Source organism: Nocardia terpenica, from assembly GCF_013186535.1.
Classification (GTDB): domain Bacteria; phylum Actinomycetota; class Actinomycetes; order Mycobacteriales; family Mycobacteriaceae; genus Nocardia; species Nocardia terpenica.
The window spans coordinates 1,371,274-1,390,704 of sequence record NZ_JABMCZ010000005.1; the positions used below are offsets into that span (position 1 = coordinate 1,371,274).

A 19,431-nucleotide genomic window follows, 5' to 3' on the forward strand; every position below is an offset into this window, starting at 1 on the left:
GAAGGTCGAAACATGTTGCTACGGAGGACATCATGAGAATTTCGGGTCGGCCCACGCGGGCTCGGCTGACGGTGCGATTGGCCGCGGCGGGTGCGCTCACGATCGGCACGCTGCTCGCGCCCGGCGCGGTCGCCTCGGCCGCGCCGCCGTCGGCCACGGACCAGATGAACTGGTTCGTCGGCGCCACCGCGCGCGCCCCGATCTCCGAATCGGAACTGGCCGAACATCTTTCCCCGAGCTTCCTGTCCGCCGTCGGCGCCGACGGGTTCAATGCCAGCCTCACGCACCTCGGCAAGCTCACCGAACAGCGCCTGGCGGACGCCACACCGACCGGGGTCCAGGCGTTTCTCGGGCACGGCGCCCAGACGGACATGGCGTCGCTGGCCGTCGACCGGTCCGGGCTGATCATCGCGCTCGGGGTCGTGCCCGTACCGAACAGCTGGGACGAGCTCGACACCCAATTGCGCCGCCTGGCACCGGATGTCGGCTTCGCCGCCGCCGAGATCGACCCCAACGGAACCTGCCGCGTGCTGCACGGCATCGAGCCGGACACCCCGCGCCCGCTCGGCTCGGCGTTCAAGCTGTACGTGCTCGGCGCGCTCGGACAGGCGGTGGCGGACCATCGGGCGAGCTGGACGGATCACTTGGCGGTCCGCGACGACTGGAAGTCGCTGCCGTCCGGCGTTTTGCAGAACACTCCGGCGGGCACCGAACTGCCGCTCCAGGAATACGCGAACAAGATGATCTCGATCAGCGACAACACCGCCGCCGACCATCTCATCGGATTCCTCGGCCGCGATGCGGTCGCCGCCCAGCTCCCCCGCTTCGGCATGGCAGCCCCGCAGCGCAACGATCCGTTCCTCACCACCCGGGAGCTGTTCGCGCTCAAGGGATACCAGTACCCGGCGGGCGCGAGCGCGTATCTGGCCGCCCCGCAACCGCTTCGCGCCGCCGCGCTACCCGCGCTCGATCTCGTTCCGCGCGAGCGGATCACGGCCTGGACCGCACCCGAGAACGTCGACCAAATCGAATGGTTCGCCTCCCCGGCCGACGTCTGCCGCGCCTACGCCGGTCTGTGGCAACAGAATTCGCAACCCGGTGGCAGCGGAATCGGCACCGCCCTGTCCCGCAACGACGGCGGCGTCGCGCTCCCGTCGGACCGCTATCCGACGGTCTGGTTCAAGGGCGGCTCCGAGCCGGGCGTGCTCACCTTCAACTATCTGGCCCGCAACGCCTCCGGAAAGCTCCTGGTGTCCAGCGTGATGCTGTCCGATACCGGCAAGGAACTGCCCGGCCCGGACACCCTGTCCGCCATGGCCGTCTCCCACGCCGCACTGCGACTCGCGGACCGATAATCAGGTATTTGTGCCCTGCCCGGCCCGGGGGATCGACGCCGTGACGTGATAGCGGCGGCCACCGATCCGCTCGGGCCGGTAGCGCACGCGGGGATCGGTGATCACCCTCCATTCGCCGGGATCTCCGGCCATAATCCGTATTCCACTCGAGATGAGCATGTCGGACTCCTCTCATTCGCCCAGATGGTCGATCGCGCCGAATTGCTGTTCGTAATTGCTCATGCTGTCGTTCAGGGTCTGCATCAGGCGAAAGATCATCGACGGCGGAAATTTCACCCGGCACACCACCTGGACCGGCTGCCGCGTCACCGGGTGACCGTCCTCGTCGTGCCCGGGATCGATCGGTAGATGCACGATGAAATCGAGGGTGAAATCCGTGCGGTTGTACCAGCAGGTGAATCCGTTGGCATACACCCCGGCGCTCATCGCTTCCGGCACGATCACCTCGACGGTCACCGGGGGCGGGGTCGCGTCATTCATCGATACGCCTGTCGCCCCCGGCCGGAAGGGCCACCGAAACAACCCTTCCGGCCGGTCGAATCACCTAGCGCGACTGCGGATATCGCGACTGCCGCCGGATCTGCTGCACCTGCATATCCCACTGAACCGCCCGGTCCTGGGCACGGGTGGCCTGGTCGTCGGCCTGCTGGGCCAACTGGGTGGCCTGATCGGCCTGGTCCTGGGCCGACTGCGCGCGCTGTTGCGACTGGCTCGCCTCGGATTGCGCCTGCTGCGCCTGATTCTGCGCCCGATCGGCCTCGTTCTGCGCCTGCTGGGCCTGGTTCTGCGCCTGCGCGGCCTGCTGACGAGCCTGCTGCGCCTGCTGATTGGCCTGATTGGCCTCACTCTGCGCCATCTGCGCCTGATGCTGGACCTGCCGGGCCTGATGCTGCGCCTGGCGGGCCAGATTCTGCGCCTGCTGGGCGTTCTGCCGCGCGCTCTGCGCCTCCTGCCGCGCCTCCTCGACGCGCATCCGGATCTCCTCGAAATCCTGAACGGCCTGCATCTGCTCGCTGGTTTCCTGTGCCATGGTGGCTTCCCTACATCGCTGGGTTTCGGACTGGTCCCCTGCGTCGGTGGAGTAGGACAATAAAATCATCACCTCTGCGCTACCCGTAGGCAATGCAACGGAAATACACCCGAAACAATCCTGCGCGGGCCGGGAACGGTTGGTTTGCCGCATTACGGAAACACTCGCGCAGCGCATCTCCGGCAGTACCGGATAGTCGCCGTATTTCTGGCCGCCGCGGTGGTCACACAATCGCGCGGCGAACAATCGGATACCGACGGGAATGCCCGGAAAACCATTGGCCCCGATCAGCGCACCGGGAAAATTTCCGGTGCCGGGCGATCGGTACGGCGGCCCCGCCCCGACTCCGTACCGAGCCCCGGCATCGAATCTGAAACCTCCTGCCGGATAAGGACTTTCGCCCCTATTCGGCGAGCACCAGTTCCGCGTACCGGGCCAGCGCCAGCACCAGATCGTCGGAATGCCGCGGGCCCACGATCTGCATGCCCACCGGAAGCCCGGATTCGGTGTGCCCCACCGGAATACTGATTGCGGGCTGCTGGGTGAGGTTGAACGGATAGGTGAACGGGGTCCACTGCGGCCAGGAGTCGAGCCCGCTGCCCGGCGGAACGTCGTGCCCCGCCTCGAAGGCCGGGATCGGCATGGTCGGGGTGATCAGCAGGTCGTAGGCGGCGTGGAACGTGCCCATGGCGATGCCGACCTCCGCCGCGACCCCGCGCGCGTCCAGATACTCGACGGCGCTCACGGATTCGCCGCGGTCCCAGCACCGGCCCAGGCCCGGATCGACCCGATCCCGGGTGCCCGCGGGGAATTTCGACAGCAGGGTGGCCGCGCCCGCGGCCCACAACTGCTCGAACGCCTCCAGCGGATCCTGGAAGTTCGGGTCGGCGGTCACCACCCGCAGACCGGCCTCGTCGAGGCGGCGCACCGCCGCGGCGACCACCGCCGCCACCTCCGGATCCACCTGGGCGTAGCCGAGATCCGCCGAATACGCCACGGTCAGCCCGCGCACCTCGCGCTGCAACTGGCCGCGGAAGGTGGTCAGCGTCGGCGCGAGCGCGGTGGGGTCGCGCGGGTCCGGCAGGGACAGGATGTCCATCAGCAGGGCGGCGTCCTCCACCGTGCGGGTCATCGGCCCGCCGTGCGCCAGCGGGCCGAACGGGCTCGCCGGATAGAGCGGGACGCGGCCGTGGGTGGGCTTGAAACCGACTATGCCGCAGAAGGATGCGGGAATCCGGATGGAGCCGCCGCCGTCGGTGCCGACCGACACCGGGCCCATTCCCGCCGCGACCGCCGCCGCGCTGCCGCCGGACGATCCGCCGGGGGTCTTCGACGGGTCGGCCGGATTGCGCGTGATCCCGGTCAGCGGGCTGTCGGTCACCGCCTTCCACGCCATCTCCGGCGTGGTGGTCTTGCCCAGAAACACCAGGCCGTCCTCGCGCAGCCGCGCGGTGACGGGACTGTCGACCGGCCAGGGCACATCGGGCTCGATCGACGTCGAGCCGCGACGGGTGGGCCAGCCCTCGGTCAGGAAGACGTCCTTGATCGAGATCGGCACCCCGTCCAGCAGGCCCTGCACATGCCCGGAGTGCCAGCGCGCCTCGGATTCCTTGGCCTGCACCAACGCCCGGTCGGCATCGACCAGGCAGAACGCGTTCAGCTCGCCGTCGCGCTCGGCGATCGCGTCCAGCACGGCCCTGGTCGCCTCCACCGGCGACAGCGCACCCGCCGAGTAGGCCGTGACCAATTCGACCGCGGTCATGGCGGCCGGATCGGTGGGAATGGCGATATCGGGGTGGGCCATAACTGACTCCCTTCAGCCGGGAACGTATCCCAGCCTCTTGTCGACCACGTTGTCCAGTGGCCGGCCGTCGATCCACTCGCGGAAGTTGTCCGCGAAGGCGGTGACGATCGCGCCGCGCCAGCCGATGAAATCACCGGAGTTGTGGGGTGTGAGATGGACATTCGGCAGATCCCACAGCACGTGGCCGGGTGGCAGCGGCTCGGGATCGACGACATCGAGCGCCGCCCCGGCGATGGCGCCGGTGCGCAGGGCGGTGACGAGATCGTCTGTCACTACTAGTTCCCCACGACCGACATTGATGAAACGGGCATGCGGTTTCATCGCCGCGAATGCCCGCGCGTCGAACATGTGTCGGGTCTGCGGCGTGAGCGGCGGCACGGCCACCACATAGTCCGCGCCGGGCAGTTCGGCGGCCGGATCGCACCCGATGGTCCCGAAGTCCGGGTCGTCGGCCACCGCGCGGCGGCCCAGCCCGCGCACCCGCATGCCGACCGCGCGCAGCAGGCGCGCGATGGCCCGGCCGATCGATCCGGTGCCGACGATCAGCACCGACGCCCCGGCGATGCGCTCGGATTCGCGGTGCCGCCAGACGTGTTCGCCCTGCAACCGCCACGATTCGGGCAGATCCTTGGCGAATTCCAGGATCTGGGCGAGCACGTATTCGGCGATGGGACCGTCGAACAGGCCGCGGGTATTGGTGACCACGACCGGGCTGGCGATGAGTTCGTCGAACATGACCGAATCCACGCCGGTGGCGCCCACGTGCACCCAGCGCAGCCGATCGGCGGCGGGCCAGGCGCTGGGCACCGCCGTGCTGGTGAAGTCGTACACGAACAACACGTCGGCACCACGCAACGCATCGGCAAGCTCATCGGCCTCGGCATAGCGCACCTCGGCGCGCTCGGCGACCGGGCGCATGAGCTCCACTGCGGGCCTGGTGCCATCGTGCAGAACGGTGACTGTTCGGCCCTCGACCACATTGACAGGCTAGAAACGCATCGTATGATTGTCAACAATCCGATCGTGTGCGGAGGACTGCCCGGCTGAACGCGAGAGGGGCCCTCGTGGAACTGAACTTTCCCGATATAGACGGCCCGGTCGCACAGCGGGGTATCGGGATCATCGCACCGTTCGATCTGGCATTGGAACGCGAGCTGTGGCGGTGGGTGCCGCTCGAGGTCAGCCTGCACCTGGCCCGCACGCCATACGAGCCGGTACCGGTCTCGGTGGCGATGGCGGAGCTGGTGTCGAACGCGACGCATCTGGTCTCGGCCACGCACAACGTGCAGCACGTCGACCCGGAGGTCATCGCCTACCTGTGCACGTCGGGCAGTTTCATCAAGGGCCTGGAGTACGAGAAGTCGCTGTGCGACACCATCTGTCAAGCGGGGGCGCGCGACGCCGTCACCACCTCGGGGGCGCTGATCGAGGCGATCCGCGCGCTGGAGCTGACCCGGCTGTCGGTCATCACCCCGTACGACGAGGTCCTCACCCTCAAGCTGCACGACTTCCTCGCCGAGGCCGGGTGCACGGTCATCCGCTCCAATCATCTCGGGCTCGGCGGCGGCATCTGGAAGGTCGGTTACCGCACCATCGCCGAGCGCATCGTCGCCGCCGACGATCCACAGGCCCAGGCGATCTTCGTCAGCTGTACCAACCTGCCCACCTACGATCTGGTCGAACCGCTCGAGCAGGCCCTCGGCAAACCGGTGCTCACCGCGAACCAGCTCACCATGTGGGCGTGCCTGGGCCGCATGAAATTACCCATGATGGGGCCCGGCAGGTGGCTCCAGGACGTGTTCTAGGGGACGGCAGTGCACACACCCACCATCGGATTCATCTACCCCGACCACGCGGCCGAGGACGACTACCCGCGCGCCGCCGATCTGCTGGGCGCGGATCTGCGAGTGGTGCACATCTACGGCACCGACCTGCACGCCGTCCCGGAGCTGCTCGACCTGGGCAGCCCGAACCGGTTGCGGCACGGCGCGGAGCTGCTCGCCCCGCACGGCCCGAACGCGGTCGTGTGGGCCTGCACCTCGGGCAGTTTCGTCTACGGGCCGCAGGGCGCGCGCGAGCAGGTGCGCGGGCTGGCCGAGGCGGCCGGGGTGCCCACGTCGAGCACCAGCTTCGCCTTCGTGCACGCGGCGCGGGCGCTCGGGGTCTCGACGGTGGCGGTCTGCGCCAGCTATCCGGACGATGTCGCGCGGCTGTTCGTCGATTTCCTTGCCGCGGAGGGTATCCGGGTCGTCTCGATGTCGAGCGCCGGTATCGATACCGCGGCCGAGGTCGGTACGCTCGGTCCCGCCCAGGTGCGGGAACTGGCCGTCGCCAACGACCATCCGGACGCCGCGGCGCTGCTGATTCCCGATACCGCCATGCATACGGTGAGCGTGCTGCCGGAGCTGGAGGCCGCGCTCGGCAAGCCGGTGCTCACCGCGAACCAGGTCACCGTCTGGGAGGGCATCCGCCTGGCCGGATATCCGGCCGGCGGCGCGCCGACCTCGGCCGCCCTCGGAAAGCTCTTCTCGGAAAGGCTGATTCATGTCGGTCATTGAATTCGAGCCGGTGAACCGGCAGTCGACGGCGGAGATGATCGCCGACCGGTTGCGCACCGCGATCATGCGCGGCACGCTCGCGCCCGGCGCGCAGCTGGTGGAGGCCGATCTCGCGGCGCAGTTCGACGTGTCGCGCGGGCCGGTACGAGAGGCCATGCAGCGCTTGGTGTCCGAGGGCCTGCTGCACAGCATCCGCCATCGCGGCATCTTCGTGATCGAACTCACCCACGACGACGTGGTCGACGTCTACCGCGCCCGCACCGCGATCGAGGGCGGGGCGCTGGAGCTGATCCTGGACGGCCGCCGCGAGATCGCCTACGCGGCACTGGCGCCCAGCGTCACCGCGATGACCGAGTGCGCCGAGCGCGGCGACGCGGCCGGGGTGTCCGACGCCGACCAGTCCTTCCACGAGGCGCTGGTGGACAGCGCGGCCAGCCCGCGCCTGTCCCGCGCCGCCCGCACCCTGTTCATCGAGACCCGCATGTGCCTGGGTGCCCTGGAGACCACGTATCCCGATGTGCGCGAACAGGTCCAGGAACATATCGAACTGCGCGAGGCCATCGGCACGGGCGCGCTGTCGCGGGCCCGGAAGCTGCTGGTCGAGCACATGCACGACGCGGTCCTGCGCTTGCACACCCAGCACCCGTAATCTCCCGTGAGATCGGTTGCAGCATCTCCGACGTATGCAGGAGAGGGCATAGCATCGGCCGTGTGTCCTGTGGAAGGCTAACGATCTGTGGGACGCGCAACTCCTACATCGGAACAGGAGATCGACCCTTATGCGAGGAACCGTTATCCATGCGCCCGGCGATGTGCGGCTGGAAACCCTCCCCGATCCCGAAATAGTCACCGCGACCGATGCCATCGTGCGGATCGTCGCGACCTGTGTGTGCGGCTCCGATCTGTGGCCCTATCGCGGCGCCAACGAGATTGCCGGGCCGCAGCCGATCGGGCACGAGTACGTGGGCGTGGTCGAGGAGGTCGGTAGCGATGTCACCGGCGTGCGGCCGGGGCAGTTCGTGATCGGTTCGTTCGTGGCCTCCGACAACACCTGCCCGCACTGCCGGTTCGGCTACCAGACCTCGTGCCAGCACCGGGAATTCGTCAACGGCTGCCAGTCCGAGTATGTGCGGATCCCGCTCGCCGACGGCACCCTGGTCGCCACCCCGGGCGAGCCGGACAAGTCGCTGATCCCCAGCCTGCTGGCGCTGTCGGATGTGATGGGCACCGGCTGGTTCGCCGCGGTGGCCGCCGAGGTGCAGCCGGGTGGCACCGTCGTGGTGGTGGGCGACGGTGCGGTCGGGCTGTCCGGCGTGCTGGCCGCGAAAGAGCTGGGCGCCGAACGCATTATCGCCATGAGCCGACACGAGACCCGCCAGGAACTGGCCCGCACCTTCGGCGCCACCGATATCGTCGCCGAGCGCGGCAAGGAGGGCGTGGCCCGCGTGCTGGAGCTCACGGGCGGTGTCGGCGCGGACTCGGTACTCGAATGCGTCGGCACCCAGGACGCCATGGTGCAGGCGCAGCGGTCGGCGCGGCCCGGCGGCAATGTCGGCTTCGTCGGCGTCCCGCACGGCGTGGACATCCCCGGCGACAAGCTGTTCTACTCCCACGTCGGCCTCCGCGGCGGCCTGGCCCCGGTCCGCCGCTTCCTCCCCGACCTCATCGACCGCGTCTTCACCGGCAGCATGGACCCCGGCAAGGTCTTCGACCTGGCCCTCCCCCTGGACCAGGTCGCCGACGGCTACCGCGCCATGGACACCCGCCGAGCCATCAAGACCTTGCTACAGCCCTGAGTCATCCAGCGCCCCAGTGATTCCGGCGTGCTTTCGGCCGGAATCCAGCGTGAGGTCCCGGCCAAAAGCACGCCGGGACCAAAAGGACGGCGGCACGCCGGGGCCAAGAGGCACAACAGGCACACCGGGACCAAAAGGACGGCGGCACGCTGGGACGGCGGGTGGCTTGTCAGTCGATGAGGCCGCGGGGGCGGATGACGAAGACCGGGGACGAGCGTTTGCCCTTTTCTTCCAGGAGGGCAATGGTTTTGCCGTCCTCGGTGACGGCGGCGTGGACGCCGGGGATGCCGATCGGGGCCAGCCAGCGGCCGTCGCGTAGGGATTCGGCCTCGGTGGCGGTGATGGTGCGGTGCGGAAAGGCCAGGCGCGCGGCGGAATCGATGTCCAGGTTCAGGCCGGGGTCGTCGGCGAGCCGATCCAGGGTGCGGGCGTGTTCGAGGGTGAACGGCCCCACCCGGGTTCGGCGCAGCGCCGTGAGATGTCCACCGACACCGAGCTTTTCGCCCAGGTCCCGGGCCAGGGCACGGATGTAGGTGCCCGACGAGCAGTCCACCGCCACGTCGAGGTCGACGAATCGCGTTCCGCCCGTATCGATGTCGCGGCGCGCGAGGACCTCGAACCGGCTCACCGTCACCGGGCGCGCGGCCAGCCGCACCTGTTCCCCGGCGCGGGCGCGGGCGTAGGCGCGCTCGCCGTCGACCTTGATGGCGCTCACCGTGGCCGGGACCTGAAGGATGTCGCCGGTCAATTCCGTGACACCGGAGGCGATCTCGGCATCGGTGACGTGTCCGGCCGAGGTGGTGGCGAGCGCCTCGCCCTCGGCGTCGTCGGTGACGGTGGCCTGCCCGAGCCGGATCGTCGCCGTGTACGCCTTGGTGGTCAGGCTGAGCAGGCCGAGCATCTTGGTGGCCCGCTCCACGCCCAGCACCAGCACCCCCGTGGCCATCGGATCCAGCGTCCCGGCATGGCCGATCTTCCTGGTGCGCAACAGCTTCCGGCAGCGCGACACCACGTCGTGGCTGGTCGTGCCGCCGTCCTTGTCCACCACCAGCAGCCCGCCGAGCGCGTCGACCACGGGAGTGCGTGCCTGATCCATCAGCCGGTCACGATCGCGGTCAGGATCAGCCCGTCGGTGATCACCCAGCGGCCGTCGAACGACGTCAGCGGGGCGCCGCCGTCCACGACCTGGCCGCCGATCAGCAGGTCGCTGTGGAAGGTGCCGCTGTCGCCGCCGCCGTCCACGGTGAAGGTGATGTGCGCGTCCTCGAATCCCAGCCAGCGCAGCGTCAGCGGGAACCACGCCTTGTAGGTGGCCTCCTTGGCGCAGAACAGCAGCCGGTCCAGGTGCAGGCCGGTCTCGGGAATCGCGGCCTTCAGCCAGTCCCGTTCGGCGGGCAGGCTCACCGAGTCCAGCACGCCCTCGGGCAGCGTGTCGTGCGGTTCGGCGTCGATGCCGACCGATCGCCAGCGCAGCCGGTGCGCCAGTGCCGCCGCCTGATAGCCCGCGCAGTGGGTCAGGCTGCCGACCACCCCGCGCGGGAACAGCGGCATGCCCCGCTCGCCCTTGCCGATGGCCACCGGCTCCTCGCCGAGCTGCACCAGCGCCTCGCGCGCGCAGTACCGCGCGCCGATGAAGTCCCGCCGCCGCTTGTCCACCGCCTTGGTGATCAGATGCTCCTCACCGGGATGCCCCGGCAGCTCATCGGAATTGTTCACCAGCTCGGCCGCTGCCACCCCATCGGGAAGAATCCTCCCGATGATGCGCGCCGCCCCCACCCGCTCGTCGATGACCGCCTCCTGCACTCGACACCTCTACTTGACGTCCCGAGCCTAGCCGAGGCGGGCCGGACCGTCCCCGGCCGCGGGTTCCCGTTCACCCCACGCTCCCCCCGCTTCGTTGCTAGAGTGTTGCTGATCCGTCCATACCCGGTCCCGAAAAGAATCACTGTGTCGCAACGGCATCGGTGAGGCAGGAGGGCGAAGTATGACCATCGATCAATCCGCCCGGCGTACGGGCACCGAACCGGCCGAATTCCTGGGCCCGTCGCGTACCGCTGTCACCTTGCGCATCAATGGCCGGGAGCAGTTCGCGGTGGTGGAGCCGCGCACCAGTCTGCTCGACGCGCTGCGCGAGCATCTGCATCTGACCGGCACCAAGAAGGGCTGTGACCAGGGCGGCTGCGGCGCCTGCACGGTATGGGTCGACGACCGCCGGGTGCTGGCGTGTCTGACCCTGGCGGTGGCGGCGGAGGGCCGGGAGATCACCACCATCGAGGGGGTGGCGCGCGGGGAGGAGCTGCACCCGGTGCAGCAGGCGTTCATCGAGGCCGACGGGTTCCAGTGCGGTTACTGCACGCCCGGGCAGATCATGTCGGCGATCAAATGCATCGAGGAGGGCCATGCCGAGCGCGACGAGGACATCGCCGAATGGATGAGCGGCAATATCTGTCGCTGCGCGGCCTATCAGAATATTCGCGAGGCCGTGCGCCTCGGGCGCGACGCGATGCGCGAACGGGACGGTGAGCTGCCGTGAAACCCATCTCCTACGCCCGGCCGAGCACCCCGGAACAGGCCGTCGCCACCGTCACCTCGCGGCCCGGCACCGTCTTCCTCGCCGGGGGCACCACGCTGGTGGACATGCTGCGCATCGGCGCCATGACCCCGGACAACGTCGTCGACATCACCTGGCTGCCGTTCGGCGGCCTCCGGCACACCCCCGAGGGCGGCCTGCGCATCGGGGCGCTGGCGAAGATGAGCGAGGTGGCCGCCGAACCCGGTGTGGTGGAACGGTTTCCGTTCCTGTCGGTGGCGCTGTGGAAGGGCGCCTCGGCGCAGCTGCGCAATATGGCGACCATGGGCGGCAATCTGATGCAGAAGGTGCGCTGCGGGTACTTCCGCGAGCCCGAATTCGCCTGCAACAAGCGGCAACCCGGTTCCGGCTGCGCGGCGCTCGAGGGTATCCACCGCGGGCACGCGATTCTCGGCACCGGCCCGCACTGCTTCGCCACCCATCCCTCGGATGTGGCGATCCCGTTGACCGCGTTGGACGCGACGGTCACCGTGTGGGGTCCGCGCGGCGAGCGCACCATCGCCTTCGACGACTTCTTCCCGCTGCCCGGCGACACCCCGCACATCGAGCATCCGATCGGTGCGGACGAGCTGATCACGCGAATCGATGTGCCGCCCTTGCCGTTCGCCCGGAATTCGCACTACCTGAAGGTGCGCGACCGGGAGTCCTACGAGTTCGCACTCACCTCGGCCGCGGTGGCGCTGAACGTCGCCGACGGCACCGTCGTCGACGTGCGCATCGGCCTGGGCGGTGTCGCCACCAAACCGTGGCGGGCCCGTACCGCCGAGCGGCTGCTCATCGGAAAGTCCGCCACCGCAGCCAATTTCGCGGCGGCCGCGGCGGCGGAGCTGGAGGCGGCCGACGACACGCATCCGATGAATACCTTCAAGATCACCCTCGCGCAGCGCACGCTGGTCCGCGCCCTGCGGACGATAGCGCCGCCCACCACGGTCCCGGCCAAAAGCATGCCGGGATCAGGGGTGAACGAGTCGTGACCGCCACCGTCTCGAAACCCTTGGTGGGACGCGGATTCGACCGGCTCGACGGCCGCGCGAAGGTGACCGGCTCGGCCCACTACACCGCCGAGATCCCGATTCCCGATCTCGCCCACGCGGTCATCGTCGGCGCGCGGGTGGGCAGCGGTGCCGTGCGGTCCATCGATACGCGCGCCGCGCGGGCGGCGGGCGCGATCGCGGTGTTCACCCACGCGAATCTGCCGCGGGTGGCCGCGCTGCCGTCGGCGTGGCCGTCCGGATTCGGCGGCCCCGCGCCCGGCCAGACCTTCTTTCCCATGCAGGACACCACGATTCACTACTTCGGGCAGCCCGTCGCGGTGGTGGTGGCCGACACCTTCGAGGCCGCCAAGTATGCCGCGGAGCTGATCGAGGTGGACTACGACGCGGCCCCGGCCGTGGTCCGGCTCGACGACGGCCGCGACCGGATCTATCAGCCGGAGAAGGTGTTCTGCGGCATGGTCCCGGCCCGGCAGTCGCGGGGCGACTTCGCCGCCGCGGCGGCCGCGGCGGCCCACTCCGTCGACGTCACTTACCATTTCGCGGCCAATCACCACAATCCGATCGAATGCTCCGCCACGGCGGCGTTCTGGGAGGGCGACACCGTCACCGTCTACGACGCCACCCAGGGGGTGACCGCCACCCAGGCGACAATCGCCGCGTACCTGGGTATTTCGGTGGCCCACGTGCGGGTGGTGGCGAACTACGTGGGCGGCGGGTTCGGCGGCAAGGCGATGATGTGGCCGCACGTGACGCTGGCGCCGACGATCGCCCGCGAGCTGGGGCGGCCGGTGAAGGTGGTGCTGAACCGCGAGCAGATGTTCTACGGCACCGGCCTGCGCGAGGAGCAGGAGCAGCGCGTCGTGCTCGCCTGCGACGGCGACGGCGTCTGCACCGGGCTGCTGCACCACAAGCTTTCCGTCACTTCACAATTCGACGACTGGGCCGAGGTCTCGCTGGAGGTCGCCGGGAAGGCGTACGGAATTCCGCACTGGGACGGGCAGTATCGGCTGATCCGCGGGAACACCATGACGCCGACGTTCATGCGCGGGCCGGGCGAGGCGTCGGGCATGGTGGCGCTGGAATGCGCCCTCGACGAGCTCGCCGACGAAATCGGTTCGGACCCGGTCGAATTGCGGCTGCGCAACCATGCCGCGATCGATCCGGAGAGCGGTCACCCGTGGACCTCCGACGGCTACGCCGACTGTGTACGCGTGGCCGCCGAACGCTTCGGCTGGTCGGCCGAGCACCGTCGCGCCGGGCCCCGCCGGGACGGAAACTGGCTGCTCGGTTGGGGTATGGGGTCGGCGGGCTATCCGGTGTATCTACCGGGGCAGCCGCAGCGCGCGCACGCCCGGCTGCTGGCCGACGGCATGCTGGTGGTGCGGGCCGCCACCCAGGATTTCGGCACCGGGGTCGCCACCGCGATGGCCCAGGTCGCGGGCGACGCGATGGGCCTGCCGTTCCATCGGGTGCGCGTCGAGATCGGCGACACCCGGTACCCGAACATCGTCGCCGCGGTCGGCTCGATGGGCGCGGGCATGATCAGCGCCGCGGTGCACACCGCGTGCTCCGACCTGAGGGCACAGCTGATCTCGGTGGCCGTCGGCGATCCGGGGTCGCCGCTGCACGGCCGCGCCCCGGCGGAGATCGAGGGCATCGAGGGCGTGCTGCGCATCCGTTCGGACCCCGCGATCGCGGACGACTACGCCGCGGTCCTGAGCCGCAACCACCTGACCGACCTCGAGACCATCGGCACCTGGCAGCCACCCGCCCAGGACATTCCCTACGGCAAGATCACCTTCGGCGCCCAGTTCGCGGAGGTGGCGGTCGACCCCGACCTCGGCCTGGTCCGGGTCCGCCGCATGGTCGGCGCCTTCGCCCCCGGCCGCGTCCTCAACGCCAAACTGGCCCGCAGCCAGGTCCTGGGCGGCATGAACTGGGGCCTGTCCCAGGCCCTCATGGAAGCCACCCTCTGCGACCCCCGCGACGGCCGCTGGGCCAACTCCTCCCTCCTGGAATACCTCCTCCCGGTCCACGCCGACGCGCCCGAGGTGGACATCCGGTTCGTCGAGATGCAGGACGAAATAGTGAACCCCCTGGGTGTGAAGGGTCTGGGCGAGCTGGGCATGATCGGCGCCGCCGCCGCCATTCTCAGCGCCGTCCGCCACGCCACCGGCCGCCCGATCCGCGAGATCCCGCTCCGGATCGAACATTTGCTGGCCGAATAGGTGTCGGTCCTCGATGCGAGACTCGGGGCATGAGATGGGCGGTGGCCGAGACGGACGGCGGGGGTGCGCGTCTGTGTCCGCTCGATCAGGACGGGCGGCCCGCGGGGCCGGTGGTGCACGAGGTTTCGGTGGCGGAGGCGGTGGGGTCGCGGCCCGATGTCGAGCGGTGGGTGTGGCGGTCGACGGGTGAGATGTATCGGCGGTTGCTGGCGGCGGGGGTGCGGGTCGAGCGGTGCTATGACGTGGAGGCCGCGGAGGCGCTGCTGATCGGGCACGAGGAGGGCCAGTCGGGGCAGGCCCGATCGCTGGCGGCCGCCTGGGCGCGATTACACGGCCTGCCGGTGCCGCCGGATGCGCCCGCGCGGGCCGCGGAGACCCAGCCGTCGCTGTTCGAGTCCGGCCCGGTGCCGCTGCCGCCCGGCACCGACGAGCTCACCGCCCTCCTGGAGGTCTATGCGGGGCAGATCGCCCGCACCGCGAAAACCGAACAGCCCGAACGGATGCGGCTGCTGCTCGCCGCCGAATCGGCGGGCATGCTGGTGGCCGCCGAGATGTCGCGGACCGGAATCCCCTGGCGCGCGGACGTGCACCGCGAGGTGCTGGACGAACTGCTGGGTGAACGGTTCCCGGGCGGGGGCGAGCCGCGGCGGATGGCGGAGCTGGCCGATCGGGTGTCGCGGGCCTTCGGCGACGAGGTGCGGGTGCGGCCCGATCTGCCCAACGACATCATCCGGGCCTTCGCCCGCGCCGGAATCTTCCTGTCCTCCACCAGAAAATGGGAGCTCCAGCAGGTCGATCACCCCGCGGTCGCGCCGCTGCTCGAATACAAGTCGCTCTATCGTCTCTACACCGCACACGGCTGGTCCTGGCTCGAGCAGTGGGTGCACGACGGCCGCTTCCGTCCCGAATACCTGCCCGGCGGAACGGTTTCCGGCCGCTGGACCACCAATGGCGGTGGCGCCCTACAGATCCCGAAGGTGATCCGGCGGGCGGTCCGCGCCGACCCGGGGTGGTGTCTGGTGGTCGCCGACGCCGATCAGATGGAGCCGCGCGTGCTCGCCGCCATCTCCCGCGACCCGGGGCTGATGGAGGTGGCCGGTCGCGGCGAGGATCTGTACGCGGACCTGGCGGCCCGCGCCTTCGGCGGCGACCGCGCCCAGGCCAAACTCGCCATGCTGGGCGCCATCTACGGCCAGACCTCCGGCGATGCCCGCACCCACATGGCCGAACTGCGCCGCCGCTATCCGGCCGCCATGGCCTACGTCGACGACGCGGCCCGCGCCGGTGAGGAGGGCCGCCTGGTACGCACCTGGTTGGGCCGCACCTGCCCGCCGCTGTCCGCGGGCGCACCCGACGACCCGGCCGAGGAGCAGGAACCATCCGGTCGATACGGCAGCACCTCCGCGGCGCGCGCCCGCGGCCGCTTCACCCGCAACTTCGTGGTGCAGGGCAGCGCCGCCGACTGGGCCCTGCTGGTCCTGGCGGCGCTGCGCCAGCAGATGAGCCGCGCCGGGCTGCGCGCCGAACTGGTCTTCTTCCAGCACGACGAGGTCATCGTGCACTGCCCGGCCGAGGAGGCCGCGACCGTCGCCGAGGCGATCGCGACCGCGGCGCAGACCGCGGGCCGGATCGCCTTCGGGCCGACACCGGTGCGGTTCCCGCTGACGACGGCGATTGTGGAGTGCTACTGGGACGCGAAATGAGACACCCCGAGGTCTCAGCGGTGGATCGGCCCGTGCGTGCGGGCCAGGGGTCGGGCGGTGCCGCCGGAGGTTTCGGCGAGGATCTGGGCGGCGATGGAGACGGCGGTTTCCTCGGGGGTGCGGGCATTCAGGTCGAGGCCGACGGGACTGTGTAAGCGGCGCAGGCGGTTCGGCGGGACGCCGGTCTCGGTGAGGCGTCGGACGCGGTCGGCGTGGGTGCGGCGGGAACCGAGGGCGCCGATGAAGGCCAGGTCGTCGAGGGTGAGGGCCTCGGCGAGCATCGGGACGTCGAACTTGGGGTCGTGGGTGAGCACGATGACGACGGTGCGGCCGTCGAGCAGCCCGGCCTCGTGCTGCCGCCGCAGGTAGCGGTGCGGCCAGTCGACGACGACATCGTGGGCGGCGGGGAAACGCGCCGGGGTGGTGAAGGTTTCGCGGGCGTCGACCACGGTCACGCGATAGCCGAGGTGCGCGCCGACCCGGCTCAGGGCCCGCACGAAATCATTGGCACCGGCCAGAATCAGGCGCGCGGGCGGCCCGAAACTGTGCACGAAAGCCCGTGGCGGAAAGGCGGTTCGGCCGTCGTCCGCGCCGACCGTGCCGGTGCGGCCCGCGCGCGCCATCCCCCGGGCGTCCCGGCTGACATCGGCGGCGTCGTCCTCGTCGGCGGGCCACACCACCCGCCACTCCGGCGTACTCCGCAGCGTGGTGACCAGCGCGACCGGCCGATGCGCATCGATACCCCGGTGCAGCGCAACAAGATCCGCGCGCCGCGCCCGATCCACCCGCTCGACGAATACCTCCATCTCACCGCCGCAGGTCAACCCGACCGCGATCCCGTCCGGGTCGGCGACCCCGAACCGTTCGAGCACCGCACCCGAGCCCGCGATCACCCCCGCCGCGGCCTCGGTGACCGCCCCCTCCACACAGCCGCCGGAGATCGATCCCAGCACCTCGCCGTTCGCGGTGACTACCATGGCCGCGCCGATCTCCCGCGGCCCGGCTCCGGTCACATCGACCACGCGGGCCAGTGCGACCGGGCCGCGCTCGACGCGGTCTATCAGAGAGGGCAGCAACTCTCTCATAGTCGAATAGTTACTGTTCAGACTCGGCGCGGTGCTTCATAAAACGAGACTAGCAATCTCTTAGCGATCAAGCCGGGTGAGACGCGTTTCGCGCCGGAACCGTCAATGCGCGGGCACGGCGTCGTAGCCGAAGGAACCGACGCCCAGCGCGCCCTCCGGCAGCCGCAGGTCGCCGAGATCCATGCGATTCCGCAGATACCGGAAGGTCTGCGCCGTCTGCGCGAAGACGTGCTCACCCGCGCGCAGCGGGCGGCGGATCGGCCGCCCGGGCCGGTGAAAGCGCGGAAGCGGCCGGATGACGGTGTCGTAGTCGACACAGAAGAACAGCGGAAACGAATACCGTTCGCCGGGCACCCGCCGCACCCGGTGGGTCGTGGCGACGAACTCGCCATTGGTCCACAACTCCATCAGGTCACCGATATTCACCACGAAGGTGCCCGGAACCGGCGGCACGTCGATCCACGTGCCGTCACCGCCGAGTATTTCCAGCCCCGGCCCGGTCGCGGTCAGCAGCGTGAAACATTCGTAGTCGGTATGCTCCCCGCTGACCCACCCGTCCCCGGCGGCCGGATCGTATCGATAGTGGTTGAGCCGCAACTGACTCGGCGGCTTCCGGGCGTGCCGGAGAAACCGGTCCGGTTCCTCGCCGAGGGCGACGGCGAAGGCCCCCAGCAACTTTCGACCGATCCCGAGCACCGCGTCGTAATATGCGGTGACCCGCTGCGCAAAGCCCGGAATCGCGGGCCAGACATTGGGACCGAGCATCGGATTACCGGCCAGATAGTCCGGATCGTCGGCGGGCAGGTCCAGAGCGGAGTCGAAAACCTCCTTCAGATCGGCCCTTCCCTCGAACACGCCCTCCTCGCCCTGCGGGACATAACCGCGGTGGCAGCGCGAGAAGCCGATATAGGACCGCATCTTCTCCGCATACGGCAGGGCGAAGAAGCGCCGAGCCACGGTCAGCAGATCGTCGTAGCGGCGAAAATCGAAACCGGTGCCTCCGATGTAGAAGAAGCCGACATCGCCTGCGGCCCGGCCGATCTCGTTCGCGATCGCCTTCCGGCCGACGGGGTCGCCGGAGAACAGACCGGCGACGTCGATGATCGGCACGGATGCGAAAGTACCTGCGCCATTCATGAATTCGCTCGCTTCATGACACGCCCAAGTGTGCCACGACGGCGCCGATCGAATACCCATTTCGGGCACTCGATCGGCCGAATCTCCAAGCGCCCCTAGCGATACCGCGCAAGCACCGGCAGCGGCCTCAGGCCAGCCCGCGGCGCTGATCGGCTTGGCGGCGCAGCTCCGACGCCGCCGCCTCCATCTCGGGGGTGACCTTGAAATGCCCGCCCCACTGGTTCAGCTCGCCCGGACCGTAGGTCGGGGTGGGCAGGATCTGGCGGAGCAGCGGATCGGGGAGGCCGCGCCGCTTCCACTCGCGTGGATACCCCAGCGACACCTCCTCGAACCGGACGCCGTCGTAGTAGGTGGTCCGCGGCACGTGCAGGTGCCCGTACACCGAGCACACCACGTTGTAGCGGGTGTGCCAGTCGGCGGTGAGGTCGGTGCCGCACCACAGCGAGAACTCCGGATAGAACAGGATCCGGGTGGGTTCGCGGACGGTCGGGAAGTGATTGATCATGACGATCGGCGTCCCGGCGGCCAGCGCGTCCAGCCGACGCTGGGTGTACTGCACGCGCGCGTGACACCAGGCGTCGCGGGTCAGATACGGCTCGGACGACAGCAGGAACTCGTCGGTGGCCACCACATTGCGCTCGCGGGCCAGGGCCAGCGCCTCGGCCTTGGTGTAGGTGCCCTCGGGACGCCAGGTGTAGTCGTAGAGCACGAACATCGGCGCCAGCGTCACGGCCCCGCCGAACTCCTCGGCGCCGGCGCCCTCCCACACCGGGAACGGGTCCTCGGGCGTGAGCACGTCCAGATCCCGGCACATCGACACCAGGTAGTCGTAGCGGGCCGCGCCGTGCATCTGCACGGGATCCTTTGCGGTGGTCCACAGTTCGTGGTTACCCGGCACCCAGATGACCTTCGCGAACCGCCGCCGCAGGGTCTCGAGCGCCCAGCGGATCTCGTCGCTGCGCTCCCCCACATCCCCGGCGAGAATGAGCCAGTCCTCCGGCGAGCCCGCCCGGATCTGTTCCACGACCGGCTTGTTCCCCTGGTGACCGACATGCACGTCGCTCACCGCCATCAACCTCGGAGTCACCCGGTACTACCTCTCTGTCTCCCAACCGCGCCCCTTGCGGCAACCACGGCACCCACCGTCAAG

19 protein-coding genes are annotated in these 19,431 nt (G+C 69.6%); 9 read left to right on the forward strand and 10 right to left on the reverse strand.

Annotated elements, in window-relative coordinates; translation table 11 throughout:
- The first annotated feature begins 32 nt into the window (after positions 1 to 32).
- Positions 33 to 1,355: a serine hydrolase gene (locus HPY32_RS42115; RefSeq protein ID WP_082871251.1), complete on the forward strand. Its 1,323-nt coding sequence runs from the start codon at positions 33 to 35 to the stop codon at positions 1,353 to 1,355.
- Here HPY32_RS42115 and HPY32_RS42120 read toward each other — a convergent pair whose 3' ends face one another.
- The 5 genes from HPY32_RS42120 to HPY32_RS42140 form a co-directional block, all read right to left on the reverse strand.
- Positions 1,356 to 1,514 carry a hypothetical protein gene (locus HPY32_RS42120; protein WP_156674377.1) on the reverse strand — a complete coding sequence of 53 codons (159 nt, stop codon included), beginning with the start codon at positions 1,512 to 1,514 and terminating at the stop codon, positions 1,356 to 1,358.
- 12 nt (positions 1,515 to 1,526) lie between these two features.
- Entirely contained in the window at positions 1,527 to 1,835 is a 309-nt protein-coding gene (locus tag HPY32_RS42125; RefSeq protein ID WP_067586567.1) for a DUF3467 domain-containing protein, read from the reverse strand.
- A 64-nt stretch (positions 1,836 to 1,899) separates the two neighbouring features.
- Positions 1,900 to 2,385 carry a hypothetical protein gene (locus HPY32_RS42130; RefSeq protein ID WP_156674376.1) on the reverse strand — a complete coding sequence of 162 codons (486 nt, stop codon included), beginning with the start codon at positions 2,383 to 2,385 and terminating at the stop codon, positions 1,900 to 1,902.
- A 403-nt stretch (positions 2,386 to 2,788) separates the two neighbouring features.
- The gene (locus HPY32_RS42135; RefSeq protein ID WP_082871250.1) at positions 2,789 to 4,189 is read right to left on the reverse strand and encodes an amidase; all 1,401 of its coding nucleotides are present in this window, start codon (positions 4,187 to 4,189) and stop codon (positions 2,789 to 2,791) included.
- Positions 4,190 to 4,201: 12 nt separating this feature from the next.
- A complete protein-coding gene (locus HPY32_RS42140) occupies positions 4,202 to 5,107 on the reverse strand; it encodes a D-2-hydroxyacid dehydrogenase (protein WP_067595559.1) in 906 nt (301 codons plus the stop codon).
- A gap of 146 nt (positions 5,108 to 5,253) precedes the next feature.
- Here HPY32_RS42140 and HPY32_RS42145 point away from each other — a divergent pair, with 146 nt between their 5' ends.
- From HPY32_RS42145 to HPY32_RS42160, 4 genes are all read left to right on the forward strand, one after another.
- Positions 5,254 to 5,994: a maleate cis-trans isomerase family protein gene (locus HPY32_RS42145; RefSeq protein ID WP_067586561.1), complete on the forward strand. Its 741-nt coding sequence runs from the start codon at positions 5,254 to 5,256 to the stop codon at positions 5,992 to 5,994.
- 9 nt (positions 5,995 to 6,003) lie between these two features.
- Positions 6,004 to 6,747, forward strand: a complete 744-nt coding sequence (locus HPY32_RS42150; protein ID WP_067586558.1) for a maleate cis-trans isomerase family protein — start codon at positions 6,004 to 6,006, stop codon at positions 6,745 to 6,747.
- On the forward strand, positions 6,734 to 7,396 hold the full coding sequence (locus tag HPY32_RS42155) for a GntR family transcriptional regulator (RefSeq protein ID WP_067586555.1): 663 nt from the start codon (positions 6,734 to 6,736) through the stop codon (positions 7,394 to 7,396). The genes HPY32_RS42150 and HPY32_RS42155 overlap by 14 nt, the downstream gene beginning before the upstream one ends.
- 130 nt (positions 7,397 to 7,526) lie before the next feature.
- On the forward strand, positions 7,527 to 8,543 hold the full coding sequence (locus HPY32_RS42160; RefSeq protein ID WP_067586552.1) for a zinc-dependent alcohol dehydrogenase family protein: 1,017 nt from the start codon (positions 7,527 to 7,529) through the stop codon (positions 8,541 to 8,543).
- 169 nt (positions 8,544 to 8,712) lie between these two features.
- Here the strand turns inward: HPY32_RS42160 and truB are convergent, their stop codons facing one another.
- On the reverse strand, positions 8,713 to 9,639 hold the full coding sequence (gene truB, locus HPY32_RS42165) for a tRNA pseudouridine(55) synthase TruB (RefSeq protein WP_067586549.1): 927 nt from the start codon (positions 9,637 to 9,639) through the stop codon (positions 8,713 to 8,715).
- Positions 9,639 to 10,304, reverse strand: a complete 666-nt coding sequence (gene npt, locus HPY32_RS42170) for a 4'-phosphopantetheinyl transferase Npt (RefSeq protein WP_067595557.1) — start codon at positions 10,302 to 10,304, stop codon at positions 9,639 to 9,641. Before npt ends, truB begins: the two co-directional genes overlap by 1 nt.
- 223 nt (positions 10,305 to 10,527) lie before the next feature.
- Between npt and HPY32_RS42175 the strand changes: the two genes are divergently transcribed.
- From HPY32_RS42175 to HPY32_RS42190, 4 genes are read left to right on the forward strand one after another with little or no spacing between them, the layout of a single operon-like run.
- Positions 10,528 to 11,076, forward strand: coding sequence for a (2Fe-2S)-binding protein (locus HPY32_RS42175; RefSeq protein WP_067586546.1), 549 nt, complete (start codon positions 10,528 to 10,530; stop codon positions 11,074 to 11,076).
- Positions 11,073 to 12,107: an FAD binding domain-containing protein gene (locus HPY32_RS42180; protein ID WP_067586542.1), complete on the forward strand. Its 1,035-nt coding sequence runs from the start codon at positions 11,073 to 11,075 to the stop codon at positions 12,105 to 12,107. The genes HPY32_RS42175 and HPY32_RS42180 overlap by 4 nt, the downstream gene beginning before the upstream one ends.
- On the forward strand, positions 12,104 to 14,356 hold the full coding sequence (locus HPY32_RS42185; RefSeq protein WP_067586539.1) for a xanthine dehydrogenase family protein molybdopterin-binding subunit: 2,253 nt from the start codon (positions 12,104 to 12,106) through the stop codon (positions 14,354 to 14,356). The genes HPY32_RS42180 and HPY32_RS42185 overlap by 4 nt, the downstream gene beginning before the upstream one ends.
- Before the next feature lie 29 nt (positions 14,357 to 14,385).
- Complete coding sequence (locus HPY32_RS42190; RefSeq protein WP_067586535.1) at positions 14,386 to 16,059, forward strand: bifunctional 3'-5' exonuclease/DNA polymerase; 1,674 nt, start codon at positions 14,386 to 14,388, stop codon at positions 16,057 to 16,059.
- 14 nt (positions 16,060 to 16,073) lie between these two features.
- Here the strand turns inward: HPY32_RS42190 and HPY32_RS42195 are convergent, their stop codons facing one another.
- The 3 genes from HPY32_RS42195 to HPY32_RS42205 all read right to left on the reverse strand — a co-directional run bounded on the left by HPY32_RS42195 (position 16,074) and on the right by HPY32_RS42205 (position 19,368).
- On the reverse strand, positions 16,074 to 17,144 hold the full coding sequence (locus HPY32_RS42195) for an XdhC family protein (protein ID WP_067586531.1): 1,071 nt from the start codon (positions 17,142 to 17,144) through the stop codon (positions 16,074 to 16,076).
- Positions 17,145 to 17,246: 102 nt separating this feature from the next.
- A complete protein-coding gene (locus tag HPY32_RS42200; RefSeq protein WP_067595555.1) occupies positions 17,247 to 18,281 on the reverse strand; it encodes an isopenicillin N synthase family dioxygenase in 1,035 nt (344 codons plus the stop codon).
- Between the two features lie 127 nt (positions 18,282 to 18,408).
- Positions 18,409 to 19,368 carry a metallophosphoesterase family protein gene (locus HPY32_RS42205; protein ID WP_067586527.1) on the reverse strand — a complete coding sequence of 320 codons (960 nt, stop codon included), beginning with the start codon at positions 19,366 to 19,368 and terminating at the stop codon, positions 18,409 to 18,411.
- Positions 19,369 to 19,431: the final 63 nt, after the last annotated feature.

Bases quoted from the DNA above. Each gene is read 5' to 3' on its own strand.
- HPY32_RS42115 (WP_082871251.1), top strand. From the start codon at position 33: ATGAGAATTTCGGGTCGGCCCACGCGGGCTCGGCTGACGGTGCGATTG.
- HPY32_RS42120 (WP_156674377.1), bottom strand. From the start codon at position 1,514: ATGCTCATCTCGAGTGGAATACGGATTATGGCCGGAGATCCCGGCGAA.
- HPY32_RS42125 (WP_067586567.1), bottom strand. From the start codon at position 1,835: ATGAATGACGCGACCCCGCCCCCGGTGACCGTCGAGGTGATCGTGCCG.
- HPY32_RS42130 (WP_156674376.1), bottom strand. From the start codon at position 2,385: ATGGCACAGGAAACCAGCGAGCAGATGCAGGCCGTTCAGGATTTCGAG.
- HPY32_RS42135 (WP_082871250.1), bottom strand. From the start codon at position 4,189: ATGGCCCACCCCGATATCGCCATTCCCACCGATCCGGCCGCCATGACC.
- HPY32_RS42140 (WP_067595559.1), bottom strand. From the start codon at position 5,107: ATGCGCCCGGTCGCCGAGCGCGCCGAGGTGCGCTATGCCGAGGCCGAT.
- HPY32_RS42155 (WP_067586555.1), top strand. From the start codon at position 6,734: ATGTCGGTCATTGAATTCGAGCCGGTGAACCGGCAGTCGACGGCGGAG.
- HPY32_RS42160 (WP_067586552.1), top strand. From the start codon at position 7,527: ATGCGAGGAACCGTTATCCATGCGCCCGGCGATGTGCGGCTGGAAACC.
- truB (WP_067586549.1), bottom strand. From the start codon at position 9,639: ATGGATCAGGCACGCACTCCCGTGGTCGACGCGCTCGGCGGGCTGCTG.
- HPY32_RS42175 (WP_067586546.1), top strand. From the start codon at position 10,528: ATGACCATCGATCAATCCGCCCGGCGTACGGGCACCGAACCGGCCGAA.
- HPY32_RS42190 (WP_067586535.1), top strand. From the start codon at position 14,386: ATGAGATGGGCGGTGGCCGAGACGGACGGCGGGGGTGCGCGTCTGTGT.
- HPY32_RS42195 (WP_067586531.1), bottom strand. From the start codon at position 17,144: ATGAGAGAGTTGCTGCCCTCTCTGATAGACCGCGTCGAGCGCGGCCCG.
- HPY32_RS42200 (WP_067595555.1), bottom strand. From the start codon at position 18,281: ATGAATGGCGCAGGTACTTTCGCATCCGTGCCGATCATCGACGTCGCC.